Annotated in this window: 14 protein-coding genes and 1 pseudogene; 9 read left to right on the forward strand and 6 right to left on the reverse strand. The window is 36.3% G+C overall.

The annotated features are described in order from the left end of the window. Positions 1–98 precede the first annotated feature (98 nt). Positions 99–749: a CADD family putative folate metabolism protein gene (locus I862_RS06160; RefSeq protein WP_095666406.1), complete on the reverse strand. Its 651-nt coding sequence runs from the start codon at positions 747–749 to the stop codon at positions 99–101. 161 nt (positions 750–910) lie between these two features. On the opposite strand from I862_RS06160, the gene I862_RS06165 reads away from it, so the two are divergent. The 3 genes from I862_RS06165 (at position 911) to nuoE (ending at position 3597) form a co-directional block, all read left to right on the forward strand. Beyond that, complete coding sequence (locus I862_RS06165; RefSeq protein ID WP_038540149.1) at positions 911–1723, forward strand: RMD1 family protein; 813 nt, start codon at positions 911–913, stop codon at positions 1721–1723. Positions 1724–1820: 97 nt separating this feature from the next. After that, a complete protein-coding gene (locus I862_RS06170; protein ID WP_038540152.1) occupies positions 1821–3011 on the forward strand; it encodes an NADH-quinone oxidoreductase subunit D in 1191 nt (396 codons plus the stop codon). Positions 3012–3015: 4 nt separating this feature from the next. Further along, positions 3016–3597, forward strand: a complete 582-nt coding sequence (gene nuoE / locus I862_RS06175) for an NADH-quinone oxidoreductase subunit NuoE (protein ID WP_038540153.1) — start codon at positions 3016–3018, stop codon at positions 3595–3597. 63 nt (positions 3598–3660) lie between these two features. Here nuoE and dprA read toward each other — a convergent pair whose 3' ends face one another. After that, positions 3661–4803, reverse strand: a complete 1143-nt coding sequence (dprA, locus tag I862_RS06180) for a DNA-processing protein DprA (RefSeq protein ID WP_038540156.1) — start codon at positions 4801–4803, stop codon at positions 3661–3663. A gap of 71 nt (positions 4804–4874) precedes the next feature. On the opposite strand from dprA, the gene I862_RS06185 reads away from it, so the two are divergent. The 5 genes from I862_RS06185 to lpxK are packed head-to-tail and all read left to right on the forward strand — an operon-like array spanning position 4875 to position 9695. Beyond that, positions 4875–6473, forward strand: coding sequence for a DNA polymerase III subunit gamma/tau (locus I862_RS06185; RefSeq protein WP_052646510.1), 1599 nt, complete (start codon positions 4875–4877; stop codon positions 6471–6473). Positions 6474–6484: 11 nt separating this feature from the next. Further along, positions 6485–6796 carry a YbaB/EbfC family nucleoid-associated protein gene (locus tag I862_RS06190; protein ID WP_038540159.1) on the forward strand — a complete coding sequence of 104 codons (312 nt, stop codon included), beginning with the start codon at positions 6485–6487 and terminating at the stop codon, positions 6794–6796. A 16-nt stretch (positions 6797–6812) separates the two neighbouring features. After that, complete coding sequence (locus tag I862_RS06195) at positions 6813–7475, forward strand: lysophospholipid acyltransferase family protein (RefSeq protein ID WP_038540163.1); 663 nt, start codon at positions 6813–6815, stop codon at positions 7473–7475. 1 nt (position 7476) lies between these two features. After that, positions 7477–8727 (forward strand): 3-deoxy-D-manno-octulosonic acid transferase, encoded by a 1251-nt coding sequence (locus I862_RS06200; protein WP_038540166.1) that lies wholly within the window; start codon positions 7477–7479, stop codon positions 8725–8727. Continuing rightward, entirely contained in the window at positions 8724–9695 is a 972-nt protein-coding gene (gene lpxK, locus I862_RS06205) for a tetraacyldisaccharide 4'-kinase (protein WP_075260599.1), read from the forward strand. The genes I862_RS06200 and lpxK overlap by 4 nt, the downstream gene beginning before the upstream one ends. Here lpxK and glmM read toward each other — a convergent pair. The 4 genes and pseudogenes from glmM to prfB all read right to left on the reverse strand — a co-directional run bounded on the left by glmM (position 9692) and on the right by prfB (position 13757). Beyond that, positions 9692–11036 (reverse strand): annotated as a pseudogene (glmM, locus tag I862_RS06210) (phosphoglucosamine mutase). The gene lpxK and the pseudogene glmM overlap by 4 nt on opposite strands. Positions 11037–11149: 113 nt before the next feature. Further along, positions 11150–11638 (reverse strand): NADH-quinone oxidoreductase subunit NuoI, encoded by a 489-nt coding sequence (gene nuoI, locus I862_RS06215; protein WP_038540169.1) that lies wholly within the window; start codon positions 11636–11638, stop codon positions 11150–11152. Between the two features lie 79 nt (positions 11639–11717). Continuing rightward, on the reverse strand, positions 11718–12620 hold the full coding sequence (murB, locus tag I862_RS06220; RefSeq protein WP_038540171.1) for a UDP-N-acetylmuramate dehydrogenase: 903 nt from the start codon (positions 12618–12620) through the stop codon (positions 11718–11720). Between the two features lie 5 nt (positions 12621–12625). After that, positions 12626–13757 (reverse strand): peptide chain release factor 2 gene (gene prfB, locus I862_RS06225; protein WP_148299501.1). Its coding sequence is split into 2 segments (ribosomal slippage): positions 12626–13687 and positions 13689–13757, totalling 1131 coding nucleotides; the frame shifts between segments, so codons are not numbered across the junction. 149 nt (positions 13758–13906) lie between these two features. On the opposite strand from prfB, the gene miaB reads away from it, so the two are divergent. Beyond that, the gene (gene miaB / locus I862_RS06230) at positions 13907–15241 is read left to right on the forward strand and encodes a tRNA (N6-isopentenyl adenosine(37)-C2)-methylthiotransferase MiaB (protein ID WP_038540173.1); all 1335 of its coding nucleotides are present in this window, start codon (positions 13907–13909) and stop codon (positions 15239–15241) included. The last annotated feature ends 102 nt before the right edge of the window (positions 15242–15343 follow it).

A 15343-nucleotide genomic window follows, 5' to 3' on the forward strand; every position in this document is an offset into this window, starting at 1 on the left:
AGGTATAGATAAATTAGGGAGTAAAAACTTAACTCTTTTAAGGGTTAGGAAAAAAATAAATCTATTCGGTTTCTTGAAAGAGTTAAAGTAAAGCCTAATTAACAGTGCTTGACCATACCATCAAGGAATTGCCATAATAATTTAGCTCCTTCTAACGCACCTTTCTTAGCTTCTTCCTGTTTTTCAGGAGATAATTTCTCAATCAAGCTTGCACATTCTTCCGAGTGCCATTCATCAGCTGAAATATGGACATTAAAAAATTTCAAGGCTTGTTCTCCTGTGATACCGTAAAATTTCTCTAAGCCTTCAATTTTTGATTTAGCAACTTCTGGCACTTGTCTTTCATAAGAATATAAAGCCCCGAGCCCTTTAGCATAAGATTCACCAGCTAATTTAAAAAACCCGTCAACTAAATCCCTCGTCTCTTGTTTTAACTCGGCATTTTCCACATCGCTGCGCTCAACGCCTAAACCTTCCGCAAACCTAAGCCATAACTCCGGATGATTTTCATCCCCCTTCTCTTCTTCAATTAAATTACCGAGCAACACTTGCCTGGAAGTTATATCATCACATTCAGAATGAATTTTACTTATGTATCGTGGGAAGTTTTTAACTTGGTTATAATACTGCTTTGCATATTCCCCCAAGACTTCTACAGAAAGCTTACCTTCACTCCATGCCTGATAGAAAGGATGTTTTAAAAGATGTATTTTATCCAACTCTTGATTTAGTAAGTTAATCATATGAATACCATATCTCAATAAATTTGAACTTATACTATAACTTTGAACAAGAATTATCAACTTAACCATTGAGCTTAGTTAATAAAAATTTTACGGAAGTTGTTTTGGCGCTTATATAATGGTATATATAAGCAACGATTTTATTTAAACTTAATTTTAATATTATTATGCGATGCGCTTATTACTGCTGCGGGGAATCCTATGATTTACATAAAATTTCCGAGTTCTTTACCAACCAAGGATATATAACAAAATTACATGAGCCTGAAGTGCTGTATGTAAAATTAGTTTTTCCGGATAATATGACTCACGATATTTTTATCTTCAGTTATGGTTGTATAACTTTATGGGGCTTGGATTTTTCCCGTGAACGTCAAGTTATCACCAGTATTTCTCCTTTTTTATCAGAGCCCTCAAGCTCTCTTATCGTTGATTCCTGCAAATACCAAGTTTCCGATGAAGAAACCTTTATTGATGAAGAATCCGACTTAATTAGCTTAGAAACTGATGACCCTTATATAAAACTTTCACTTTCCTATGGTTTGTCCCAGGCTTCAAAACTTGTACAGTTTGAAAACTCCTTAGATAGAACCATTGATTCTACCAAGCATATACCAAATGAAATTATAAAAACCGGTAAAATATCTTTATCCAGAAAAACCTTATCAATAAAAATAGGTCAGCTTTTTGCCGAGCGTAATTCTATAAATTTACACAGCACAATTCTTGATACCCCCGAGTTTTTTTGGAGAAGACCTAAATATCAGCCTTATTATGATATGGCTGTTGAATTTATGGATATTCATACTCGTATTGAAATACTTAATAAAAGGCTTAATGTAGTCCATGAACTATATGAGATTATGTCTAACGAACTTAAATATATACATACATCTCGCCTTGAACTGATAATTATATACTTAATTTTAATTGAGGTGTTGATTGCAGTATTTAGGGACTTACTCGGTGGGTTAAATTAATTAGCGGTTAATAAGGTTAACTAGTAAAAATAAACTTTATTGCTTTTAAATCATATGCTACAACTTGGTAAAACCGGTAATTGCACATCAGAGTCTAATGGAAGCAAAGCAAACTAAAATTGAAAAAAGAAATATTTCAATAAATTTCGGCCCTCAGCACCCTGCTGCCCATGGAGTATTAAGATTAATACTTGAAATGGACGGTGAAGTAGTTGAGCGTGCCGATCCTCATATCGGGTTACTTCATAGAGGGACGGAAAAATTAATTGAACATAAAAGTTATTTACAGGCTTTACCTTATTTTGATAGGTTAGATTATGTTTCGCCGATGGCGCAGGAACATTGCTTTGCATTAGCGGTCGAAAAATTACTGGGATGTGAGATACCGATTCGAGCTAAATACATAAGGGTTGCGTTTTGCGAGATCACCAGAATTTTAAATCATTTACTGAATATCCCGGCTCTTGCCCTTGATGTAGGAGCTATGACTCCACTTCTTTGGATGTTTGAAGAGCGTGAAAAGATGATGGAATTTTATGAACGTGCCAGCGGTGCAAGGCTCCATGCCGCTTATATCAGGCCTGGCGGTGTTGCGAAAGATATAGATGATAAATTAGTTGAAGATATTTTAGCATTCCTTGAAACCTTTCCTAAAGCTTTAGATGATATGGAAGGATTGCTTACCGAAAACCGTATATTTAAACAAAGGTTGGTTGATATTGGGGTAGTAAGTGTGAAAGAAGCCCTGGACTTAGGCTTTTCCGGCCCTATGCTGAGAGCATCCGGGGTTCCGTGGGATTTAAGAAAAGCACAGCCATATGAAATTTACGGAGAACTTGAATTTGATATCCCGGTCGGCAAACATGGTGATTGTTATGATAGATACCTGGTCAGAATGGAAGAAATCAGGCAATCGATCAGGATTATAAAACAGTGTTTAACTAACCTGCCGAAGGGAGCCGTGCAAACCCTTGACCGCAAGATAGCTCCGCCTTCGCGTGCTGAAATGAAGGATTCAATGGAAGCTTTAATCCACCATTTTAAACTTTATACTGAAGGCTATCATGTTCCTGAAGGTGAAACCTATACTGCAGTTGAAGCACCTAAAGGAGAATTCGGAGTTTATTTGGTAGCTGACGGTACTAATAAACCTTACAGATGCCATATTAAAGCACCCGGATTTGCTCACCTTCAAGCTTTAGATTATATTAGCCAAGGGCATATGCTTGCAGATATGGTTGCAATTTTAGGCAGTATGGATATTGTATTCGGTGAAATTGATAGGTAACTAGATGTCTTCGATGTTTAAAGAAATAGAATTTGAGCAGCCAAATTTTTTTGAATTTACCAAAGAGAATTTAAAGCTTGCTAATAAAATAGCTGATAAATATCCTAAAAACCAACAAAGAAGTGCTATTATGCCTCTTCTTTATTTAGTGCAAAAACAGCACAACAATTGGATTCCTAAAGTTGCAATGGATTATATTGCAAGCCTTCTTGATATCCCGGCTATGCAGGTATATGAGGTTGCAAGTTTCTACACTATGTATAACAAACAGCCAGTCGGTAAGCATTTGGTGCAGATATGTAAAACCACTCCTTGCTGGCTTAGAGGCTCGGATGAAATTATCGAGGCTTGTAAAACAAAGCTTGGGATCGATATCGGAGAAACTACTAACGACGGCAAATTTACTCTCGTAGAAGTCGAATGCTTAGGAGCATGCGTGAACGCACCTATGGTGCAAATTAACGATGATTACTATGAAGATCTTACTCCTGAGCTTATGACTAAAGTTCTTAATGAACTTGAAAAAGGAAATAAACCGAGTATAGGTTCGCAAACCGGAAGGCAGTGCTCCTCTCCTAAGGAATAAGCTTATCTTTGGTTGCATACTTTATAGCAGCGCTCATTTAGACTTAAATAAACCTTGAGCTTTTCAATCATGAAGCAACACTACTTTATTTCCGTATAGCCTTTCAGCTTTGCCTGCAAGTTCCATTTCAACTATAATTCTGTTTAACAGAGGCAACGGAATTTTTATCTGTTTGGTTAATTCTTCGATTGAACACGGAGTATATGACAACTTTCCTTGCACTGCTTTCCGCCACATTTCCAATTCCTTTTCACTTACTTCTTTATGGGTATGAGAGGGAGTAATAAAGTTACTTGAACTATCAAATAATGAGGTTTGAAACATAGGTTTCCTCATTTCGAGCACTTCTATTACGTCATTATAGTTCTCAAGCAAATATGCACCTTGCTTAATCAGGTTATTAGTTCCCTGGCACCTCATATCAAGCGGAGAGCCGGGTACGGCAAACACTTCTCTGCCCTGCTCTATTGCAAACCTTGAAGTTATAAGTGTGCCGGATTTTAAAGCAGCTTCGACTACAATCACACCTAAAGAAAGCCCTGAAATTATTCTGTTGCGCTGAGGAAAATGCTTCGCAATCGGAGAAGTACCGAAAGCAAATTCGGTGATTACCAGACCTCTTTCATACAAAAGATTAAATAGTTTAGTATTTTCCCCGGGGTAGATATTATTTATACCACCGGCTATTACCCCGATGGTGCCGGAATCTAAACTTCCCTGATGAGCATAATAATCTATACCTTTAGCTAATCCTGAAACAATTATATACCCGTTATCACCTAGCTCTCTTGCTATATTTTTTGCAAAACTGCACCCGTTTGAAGAAGCATTTCTTGAACCCACTATTGCAACCTGTTTTTCCATTTTTAACAGATCAACATTTCCTTTTACCGTAATCACCGGGGGTGCATCATAAATCTGTTTTAACAAGCTAGGATATATCTCATCATATGCAGTAATAATTTTAGCTCCAAAGCTTTCGGTAAGCGCGATTTCTTCTTTTATTGCAGATTTAGACGGAATAATAATTTCTTTTTTTCCACCCCCTTTCTTGGCCAACTTAGGGATTTCCTCCAATGCAATGCTTGGGTTACCGTAAATCTTTATTAAGTCCCAAAAAGTTCTGGAACCAACATTGGTACTTCTAATCAGGCGAATCCAGTCTAATCTAAACTGCAAATCCGAGAGTTGTGCTTGTGTTATCATAAATTTCTTTAGCAATTGAAGTTACAGCCAAACCTGTTATTATCGCATAATAACTATAAATCGGTTATTTAATGCAAGACATTTTTTTCAGCGAGGAAGAATTAATTCCTAAAGAATACCTGGCATTGGCTAGGAAATATCGCCCAAAGACTTTTGATGATATGATCGGGCAACCTGTATTAGTGCAAACATTAACTAATGCAATCAGTTCAAAAAGGATACCGCATGCAATCATCTTAACCGGAATTAGAGGGGTAGGTAAAACTACTTCAGCCAGAATAATCGCACGTGCGCTTAATTGCATAGGAAAAGACGGTAAGGGAAGTGAAACTGCACAACCTTGCGGAGTATGTGACAGTTGTGTAGCGATTTCAGGCGATAGACATCAAGACGTAATTGAAATTGATGCGGCGAGCAATACGGGAGTAAATGATATTCGTGAGATCATTGAAAATGCAAAATATAAACCTCTCTCGGCCAGATATAAAATTTATATTATCGATGAAGTTCATATGCTTTCAAACAGTGCATTTAATGCCTTGCTTAAAACATTGGAAGAGCCCCCTGCACATGTAAAATTTGTTTTCGCAACTACGGAAATCCGTAAAATCCCCATTACTATTTTATCAAGATGCCAACGTTTCGATTTAAAAAGAATTGATATTGCAGAGCTCACCCGACATTATGAAAACATTTTAGCTAAAGAAGGTTTCAAGGGGGATAAAGCTGCCCTTTCTTTAATTGCCAATGCTGCCCAAGGCTCGGTAAGAGACGGGCTATCAATGCTTGATCAAGCGCTCTCTTTAAGCGGCGGCGCGGTTGATGAGCAAAGTGTGCGCAGAATGCTGGGGCTTGCGGATTTAAATTTAGTTTTTAAGTTATTTGATAATCTGATCAACGGCAATACTTTAGAGATAATTAATAATTTAAAAGAATTATATGATATTGGTGCTGACCCAAGCTTAGTTATTCAAGATTTACTGGAAATAACTCATGGTGTTACAAAAACAAAAGTTGCCGACCTTAAAAATATATTTAATTTTCCGGAATTTGAGTGGAGCAAATATTCTTACTATGCAGATAAGCTCTCAATACCTTTTCTATCAAGGTGTTGGCAAACACTTCTAAAAGGTTTGGAAGAAATGAAAAGCTCGCTCTTTCCCTTTTCTAATTTGGAAATGATATTAATTAGAATTGCATATATGAGTCAGCTGCCTACCCCGGAAGAATTAATAAGAAGCGGGACTACTATAACAACTATAGAAGATACTGATAATCCCAATGAAGTAGCGCAAAAAACCGCCGTTACAAGCTTTGAGGATATGACCAGGTTATGTTTAGAACGAAAGGAGATGTTAATCTATCACCACCTTATTAGTGATTTAAGAATAGCGGAATTTTCTCCGCCCAACATTAAAGTTAAATTATTAGAACATGCACCGAAAAGCTTCCCGCTTACTTTACAAAATTTTTTAAATGAACACACCGGGCAAAAGTGGTCAGTCAATATTACTGATGGGGAATGCTCTAATCCTACTATTAATGAAATTGGGCAAGAAAAGGAAAGGAATCTAAAAGAGAAAATTGTAAATAGTGATTTAGTACAAGACATATTAAACACCTTTACAGAAACGGAAATTCTTGATATCAAAACAACAAAAAGCTTTTAAGGATAAGTACTATGAATATTCAGCAGATGATGACACAAGCTAAAACCCTTCAGAAAAAAATGCAGGACATGCAGGCAAAGCTTGATACCCAGGAAGTTACAGGGGCTGCCGGCGGCGGCATGGTGCAAGTGACCACTACCTGTAAAGGTGAAGTTAAAAAAATTAATATTGATAAAAGCTTATTGGTTCCTGAAGAAGGGGAAGTATTGGAAGATTTGATTATTGCTGCTTTTAATAATGCTAAACAAAATGCGGATACTAAAGCAAGCGACGAAATGAAAAGTTTAGGAATTTCTCCCGATCTAATGAAATTTTCCCTCTAAAAAGTATTCATAAATCGTGTTTTTAAAAAAACTTAAGAAAAGTAAAATTATAGCAATATTGGCTAATTATATAATCAGGCTATATATCAGTATAATTTTCTCTACTTGTAGATTTATCAAAAAAGAAGATCCTGAGTCTAAGAACATACTAAAGAACCATCAGTTTATCTTTTCAATTTGGCATAGTAGAATCCTTATTTTCCCTAAACTCAATTTACCTAAAGTGACGGCAGTGGTTTCTGCGCATGGTGATGGGGAGTTTATAGCTAATTTACTTAAGTCTTACGGGCATAAAACTACGCGAGGTTCTTCCAGAAGAGAAGGAGTTAGCGCAATGAGAGGGCTACTAAAAACCTTAAAAGAAGAAAAGCGGAGTATTTGTATCACTCCGGATGGTCCAAAAGGCCCTCGTCATAAAATTAACGGTAGCATTACCGCACTTGCTGCGAAACTAAAATTACCTGTTATTCCTTTATGTTTTTCCGCTTCTTCGGCAATAGTACTTAATACTTGGGATAGATTTATAATTCCATTACCTTTCTCTAAAATTTATATCGAATTCGGAAAGCCTATTTACTTTGAAACCGAAGCGGATAACAATGATGAAATATTAGCTGAAAAAATGTTTCACCAGATGATTACTTTAGATAAAAAAGCTTCTCTTAAGGTTGATTACTAATATGCTGCTGTATATTTACAAAGCTCTATCCGTAATACTTACTCCATTATTATGGTGTATTATACAATATCGCATTTTAAAAAAGAAGGAAGATCCTAAGCGTTATAAAGAAAAATTTGGTAAAGCAAGTTTAAAAAAAGATAACAAAGTTATATGGTTTCATGTTGCAAGTGTAGGCGAGATGAAAGCATTAACACCCATATTGGAAAAGTTTTCCGAATTAGATTATCAGTTGCTGATTACTTCAGGCACTTTAACTTCGGCAAAAATATTCGGAACGATAAAAATTAAAAATATTATTCATCAATTTGCACCTCTTGATTCCCCTTTATTCATAAAAAGATTCTTGGATTATTGGCAGCCACAACTTGGTATTTTTGTTGAATCAGAAATATGGCCGAATTTAATTATAGAGTCTTCCAAGCGCTTTAAACTTGCCCTTATAAATGCAAATATGTCTGATAAATCATTTCAAATATGGAGCAAAATCCCAAGTATTGCAAAGCTTATATTCAGTAAGTTTTCCTATATTGCTGCGTGTTCCCTAAGCTCACATAATAAACTAAAATTATTTTCTAATAATGTAGCAGATGAGATAACTAATTTAAAATATTATGCATCACCCCTTGCATATGATGAAGCCTTATTAAAGCATTTACAAAATATTTATCTTGGAAAAAAGATTTTGTTATGCGCAAGCACCCATGAAAACGAGGAAGAATTAATATTAAATGTTTATAATAAAATAAAGAAGGAGATACCTGATATTTGCTTAATTATTATTCCCAGGCACCCTAACCGTGGCGAGGAAGTTTATAAGCTTGCATGCAAAATATCAAAAGATGTCGCTTTAAAAGCTCTTAAGCCGAACATAACTCAATCTCCCGATATCTACATTATAGATACTCTCGGAGAACTCGGGGTTTTCTATCGCTTAACAAAATTAGTATTTGTCGGAGCATCATTGGTTAAATTGGGCGGACATAATATTATTGAGCCGGCGCACTTAAATTGTTGTATTCTCACGGGTAAACATTACCCTAATTTTTCCGATGTTATGCAGGAATTTAAAAATGCGGAGGCAGTTATTGAAGTTCAAGATAACCAAGAACTAGCTTTAAGAATAATATTCTTATTTAAAAATGAAAGCGAAATAGAACGTTATGCGGATAATGCTTATAAGTTAGTAAATAAAGAACGAGGGCTAATAGATAGAATATATAATAACCTTACATATCTACTTGAAAGATGAAAAACTTAAATAGACCGAGATTTTGGCAGCAATTTAATTGGCTTACCTTGTGTTTACTGCCGTTATCTTTTATTTACCGTTTTATTGTTTATGTGAAATACATAATTTCTAAGCCAAACAAAATGAACATACCGGTTATCTGTGTAGGTAATATTGTAGTAGGAGGTGCAGGTAAAACTCCGACCGTAATTGCCATAGCTGAATTTTTACAAAGTACAGGCAAAAAGGTTGCTATCATTTCAAGAGGATATAAAGGCTCTTTAAGTACAAATAAGGAGGCAACATTAGTTCAGGATCATTCCGCATATGAAGTCGGAGATGAAGCTTTGGTGTTATCAAAAATTGCATCCGTTTATATAAATAGAGATCGATTCCTTGCTGCATTGCGGGCACAGAGAGATGGAGCGGAAGTAATTATTATGGATGATGGGCTACAAAATTATACTTTGGAAAAAGATTTTTCTATTTTAGTAATTGATAGTAATTACGGCTTAGGTAATCATCAATTATTACCGGCCGGAGCTTTAAGGGAAAGTTTAAGCCTAGCTTTAAAAAAAGCTGATTGTATAGTTTATACAGGGGATGGCAAAACAAATATAATAAATACTAAACTCCCCACCTTCACTGCTAAAACCATAGTTAAAAATTCAGAACGATTACAAGATAAAATTTTCATAGCTTTGTGCGGGATTGCTTCACCCGAAAAGTTTTTTACTACTCTTAAATCTTTAAATATTACTTGCGCTGAAAAGTTTATTTTCGGTGATCATCATAATTATAGTAGAGAAGAAATCGAGGTTATAGTCGGCCTAGCTAATAAGCTTAATTTAGAGATAATTACTACTTCTAAAGATATAGTTAAAATTCCGCTTACATATCATACATTTATTGAGGTGGTAGAAATTGAATATATATTTCCAAATGAATTTTATAATCTGATTTCTAAGGCAACTAACAAAACTGACTAGCTGCAATACTCGGAAATTAGCGTTTCTATAGTTTGAGCAGCTTCAGTAATAATGTTTTTCTGTTTACCCTCAACCATAACTCTTACTAATTTCTCAGTTCCTGATTTTCTGATAAAGATCCTTTCAGCATTATAAGATTTATTTATCTTCTCAAGCTCTTCCTGCAATTTCAAATTTTCTAAAGGATTATTTTTAGTAAATTTTATATTGCGAACTACTTGCGGGTAAAGCTCAAAAACATGGCTCAGCTCACTCATTTTTTTTACCGCTTTCAACTAATAAAGAAAGCACTTGTAAAGCTGCGACTATCCCATCGCCCGTAGTTGAGTAGTTGCTTAATATGACATGCCCTGATTGTTCTCCTCCCAAGTTGCAATTATTTTTACGCATGGCATCAAATACATAGCGATCACCCACCTTCGTGCGGATAGTGTTTATATTATGGCTCTTTAAATATTCATCCAAAGCCCCGTTAGACATTTGGGTAACTACCACCATATCGTTATTAAGTCTTTTTCGATTGTGTAAATGAAGAGCTATTAAGCCGATAACATGGTCTCCCGATATTATATGGCCTTTATCATCAACAATCACTACCCTATCAGCATCTCCGTCAAGCGCAATTCCTATATCCGCTCTTGTTTCAACTACTTTCTTTGATAAAGTTTCAGGGTGCGTAGAACCGCAAGCTTCATTAATATTAAACCCATTAGGCTCAGTCCCGATTGATACCACCTCAGCACCCAGTTCCCATAAAATGGTAGGAGCTAAATGGTATGCACTGCCGTTAGCGCCATCAACCACTATCCTTAAGCCAGAAAGATTATTTTCCTTATTAAAAGAATTTTTAACATGTTCAATATATCTTCCCGGTGCATCATCAAGGCGCTTTGCTCTTCCTAAATCTATAGGAGGTACAAGATATCGGTTAATATTCGCATTTAAAATCATCTCCTGAATTTTGTCTTCACACTCGTCGGAAAGTTTAAATCCTTTGCTATCAAATAACTTTAATCCATTATCAAAATAAGGGTTATGCGATGCCGAAATCATTACGCCCAAATCAGCCCTAAGTGATCTGATAAGCATTGAAACCGCAGGTGTCGGCATAGGACCGACCAGAATTACATCCACACCGACACTTATGAACCCTGAAGTGAGTGCCGGCTCAATTAAATACCCTGAAAGCCTGGTATCTTTCGCAATTACTACTCGATTGCGATGTCCCGGTTTTTTATAATATGTGCCCGCTGCCATACCAAATTTCATCGCAATTTCAGCAGTCATGGGGTATTGATTTGCTGTTCCTCTTATACCATCTGTTCCGAATAATCTTTGCATTCTAAATAAACTTCCCTAGTTTTTAACGTTTTAACTTTTAAGCATAATATATAAGCTAATTACTTAAAGCATAATAAATAATTATATTTTATGTTTGTCAGCTAATATGAATCTCACTTAAATCGGGCTTCCTTCTCAATATTATGAGCGATAGCCTGCTCCCATTTTTCACCGTTATTTATAAGCTTATCTTTATTGTATAAAAGCTCTTCATGAGTCTCGGTAGAAAACTCAAAGTTCGGTCCTTCAACAATGGCATCAACCGGGCAAGCTTCTTGGCATAAACCACAATAGATACATTTAGTCATATCAATATCATAACGGGTAGTACGTCTGCTATGATCTTCTCTTTCCTCGGCTTCTATGGTAATTGCAAGTGCCGGACAAATCGCCTCACAAAGCTTACAGGCAATGCAACGCTCTTCCCCGTTCGGATATCTTCTTAAAGCATGCTCTCCCCTAAATCTGGAACTTAAGTATCCTTTCTCATAAGGATAACTTAAGGTTACCTTTTTTTTAAACATATAAGTAAGAGTTATGTAAAGGCCTTTAAATATCTCGGTTAGAAAAAATGATTTAAAGAAAAACTTAACAGCTTCCATGCAAAATGCGTTATAAAAATTTAAAATATACTTTTGTAGGTTATATTAAATATGCGAAAAATCAAGTCTGAAACAAGGTTTAAGCCTCACCGATAATCTTTATTTCCTCTTCTAATTTAATACCACAAATAGTTAGTACTCTTGACTGCACTTCTTTAATTAAGCTTTCCAAATCATGTGCAGTAGCATCGCCCATATTTATAAAAAAATTACAATGCATTTCGGATACTTGAGCGCCACCAATACGCAGGCCTCTACAACCTGCTTTATCTACCAATTGCCAGGCTTTATCACCTCGCATAGGGTTTTTAAATGTTGAACCGCTGGTTTTAGTTTTTATAGGTTGGGTTGATGACCTTTGGCTTTGAATCTCATCAATCTTTTCAGCGATCTTTTCTATTTCACCCGGTTTTCCTTGAAATTTAGCTTCTGTAAAAATCCAATCATTGCTTAAATTTTTACCACGATAATAATAACCTATTTCTTCAGCTTTAAAGGTTTTTACCTCGCCGGATTTTAGGTTAACTGCGGTTGCCTCAATCAATACTGATGCAGTATCATTACCGTAAGCACCTGCATTCATAGCAAGCGCTCCTCCGACTGTCCCTGGAATACCGGAAAAGAACTCCAGTCCGGTGATCGCTGCTTCTCTGGTGTATAAAGCGAGATTTAAATCCAGAACTGCTGCACCCGCCGTAATTATACAGTCAGTATTATGTTCTATATAGTTAAAGCCTCTGCCGAGCCTAATTACTACACCTCCGATTCCTCCGTCCCTCACCAATAGATTAGAGCCGACTCCTATTATATTAATTGCTAAACCAAGAGGTTGGCTTTTTAAAAACAGCTCTAAATCTTGTAGATCTTCCGGGATGAACAAAACTTCAGCTTTGCCTCCTACCCCGAACCAGCACATTTTAGCTAATTCCGCCTGCTCTCTATATTTTCCTTTAACAATTGGTAATCTCGAGATAATAGTCATTTGTTTTATTCAGTATCAAATTGCGGTTCCAAACCTTGGCCGGACATTTTAGCTTCAAGGCTCCTTAATATAAATTCATCAAGCTCACCATCCAGTACCGCGGAAGGTTCAGGAGAAGAATAGCCGGTTCTTAGGTCTTTAACCATTTGGTATGGTTGCAGTACATATGAACGAATTTGATGCCCCCACCCGATATCGGTTTTTGCTGCATTCATCTGGTTGATCTTCTCTTCTTTCTTCTTAAGTTCACGCTCATAAAGCCTGGATTTCAACATTGACATGCATTCATCACGATTTCTATGCTGCGATCTGTTCGTTTGTGATGAAACCACGATTCCGCTCGGTATATGAGTAATTCTTACCGCACTATCCGTGGTATTTACGTGTTGCCCCCCGGCGCCTGAAGAACGAAAAGTATCTATCCTTAAATCTGATTCATTTATGCTAATTTCAATAGAATCGTCAATCACCGGGAAGACCCATGCGCTTGCAAAGCTGGTGTGCCTTTTGCCGGCTGCATTAAATGGAGAGATTCTAACTAGTCTATGTACCCCGCTCTCTGTCTTCAACCAACCGTAAACATTTTCTCCCGTAATTTTCATGGTAACAGTTTTAATTCCGGCTTCTTCCCCGGCAAGATAATCTACAAGTTCAATTTTAAACTTATGCTTCTCAGCCCATCTCGTATACATTCTATAAAGTATCGAAGCCCAATCATGGCTTTCCGTTCCTCCGGCACCCGAGTGAATCTCTAAAAATGCATCATTATGATCCGCTTCTCCTGAAAATAAGCATTCAATTTCTTTTTGCTTTGCTGATTTTTCTAATACTAGAAGCTCTTTTTTTACTTCATTAATAGTACTTTGGTCATTATCTAATTCACTAAGTACAAAAAGCTCTATAAGGTTAGCTGTTTCTTTTTCGATATGTTTAACTGTAGCTATTGAGTTTTCCAAGTAGCTTTTTTCTCGCAGCAACTTTTGCGCTTTAGCAGTATTATTCCATAACTCAGGGTCTTCGCATTCTTTAGTTAAATTAGTGAGGCGAGCTTCAGCATTGTCCCAGTCAAAGATACCTCCTAAGAAGCGAGATAGACTTCTCAATATTGCTTTTTACAATTGCAAGCTCGAACTCCATAAATTCCTAAATAGAAAATCATTAAATCTTAGTTGAACTTTACCACCATAAAGAGCAATAGACAAGTTGAATAAGGAATCTATTGTCTTAAAGCTTAGTTTCAATTAAAATGCAAAAACATTATATGAACTAATTATCAAAATATCCCAATGGCTAAACTCTATATTAAAACCTACGGTTGCCAGATGAATGTTTATGACTCGGTGAAGATGGGTGATTTGTTGAAACCCCATGGCTTTGAGCTAAGCGAAGAACCAGAAAATGCTGATTTAGTTATTCTTAACACTTGTCATATTAGAGAGAAAGCAACTGACAAAGTTTATTCAGAGCTTGGAAGGATAAGAAAAGGCAAGGAAGAAAAGGCTGCAAAAGGTGAAAACATGATGATTGCGGTTGCCGGTTGTGTAGCTCAAGCTGAGGGTGAGGAAATTTTTAAGCGCGCGCCGTATGTTGATATAGTAGTCGGCCCTCAATCTTATCAAAATCTGCCGGAGTTAATCGAAAAAGCTAAGAGAAAAACCGGCTGGGCAATAGATTTAGAGTTTCCGCTTAACTCTAAATTTGATTCTTTACCTGAAGAATCGGGAGAGAGAGGAGTAACTGCATTTTTAACCGTACAGGAAGGCTGCGATAAATTTTGTAGTTTCTGCTGCGTGCCGTTTACCAGAGGAGCCGAATACTCCAGACCGGTACCAGAAATTTATAGAGAAGCATTAAGACTTGTCTCCTTAGGAGTTAAAGAAATTACTTTGCTCGGGCAAAACGTAAGTGCATATCATGCTGAAATGGAAAACGGAGAAATTTGGGGATTAGGCAAACTTATAAAAAGGTTAGCTGAAATAGATAAACTGGAAAGAATAAGATACACTACCTCCCACCCTAATGATATGCTTGATGAGAATTTAATGGAGATGCACGCTAATCATTCTAAAGTAATGCCGTTTTTACATCTTCCCGTGCAATCAGGCTCGGATAGCATCTTAAAAGCTATGAATAGAAAGCATGATAGAAAATATTATTTTGAAGTTATTGCTAAGTATAGAGAGATTTGCCCGGATATAGCGTTTTCTTCCGACTTTATCGTTGGTTACCCCGGCGAAACCAACCAAGATTTTGAAGATACTTTAGATTTAATAAGACAGGTAAATTTTGCGCTTTCTTACTCGTTTAAATATAGCCCTCGTCCCGGAACAGCCGCTGCGGTGCTTGAGAACCAAATTCCAGAAGAAGTTAAAACTGAACGACTTAATATACTACAGGAATTATTAAACCAACAACATCTTGAGTATAATAAAAGCAAAGCAAATTCAATAATGCCTGTGTTGATTGACGGTAAGAGTAGGCAGCAAAATAGGTATCACGGAAAAACACCTTACCTACAAACAGTTCTGGTTGAGTACAATGATGATAGTATAATCGGAACTACCGTAAATGTTAAAATAGAAAAAGCTACTCAAAATAGTCTTTATGGTTTAATTATATAATAATTAGCTACTTACGTATTTATTTAAAATATTTAGGGGTTGCATGTTGCATTGCACAAAAAATATGCTATGATAAATTTATAAAATAAATACTAATAATGG

The organism is endosymbiont of Acanthamoeba sp. UWC8, from assembly GCF_000730245.1.
GTDB lineage: Bacteria > Pseudomonadota > Alphaproteobacteria > Rickettsiales > Midichloriaceae > Jidaibacter.

Bases quoted from the DNA above. Each gene is read 5' to 3' on its own strand.
- I862_RS06165 (WP_038540149.1), top strand. From the start codon at position 911: ATGCGATGCGCTTATTACTGCTGCGGGGAATCCTATGATTTACATAAA.
- I862_RS06170 (WP_038540152.1), top strand. From the start codon at position 1,821: ATGGAAGCAAAGCAAACTAAAATTGAAAAAAGAAATATTTCAATAAAT.
- nuoE (WP_038540153.1), top strand. From the start codon at position 3,016: ATGTCTTCGATGTTTAAAGAAATAGAATTTGAGCAGCCAAATTTTTTT.
- dprA (WP_038540156.1), bottom strand. From the start codon at position 4,803: ATGATAACACAAGCACAACTCTCGGATTTGCAGTTTAGATTAGACTGG.
- I862_RS06185 (WP_052646510.1), top strand. From the start codon at position 4,875: ATGCAAGACATTTTTTTCAGCGAGGAAGAATTAATTCCTAAAGAATAC.
- I862_RS06190 (WP_038540159.1), top strand. From the start codon at position 6,485: ATGAATATTCAGCAGATGATGACACAAGCTAAAACCCTTCAGAAAAAA.
- I862_RS06200 (WP_038540166.1), top strand. From the start codon at position 7,477: ATGCTGCTGTATATTTACAAAGCTCTATCCGTAATACTTACTCCATTA.
- lpxK (WP_075260599.1), top strand. From the start codon at position 8,724: ATGAAAAACTTAAATAGACCGAGATTTTGGCAGCAATTTAATTGGCTT.
- nuoI (WP_038540169.1), bottom strand. From the start codon at position 11,638: ATGGAAGCTGTTAAGTTTTTCTTTAAATCATTTTTTCTAACCGAGATA.
- murB (WP_038540171.1), bottom strand. From the start codon at position 12,620: ATGACTATTATCTCGAGATTACCAATTGTTAAAGGAAAATATAGAGAG.
- miaB (WP_038540173.1), top strand. From the start codon at position 13,907: ATGGCTAAACTCTATATTAAAACCTACGGTTGCCAGATGAATGTTTAT.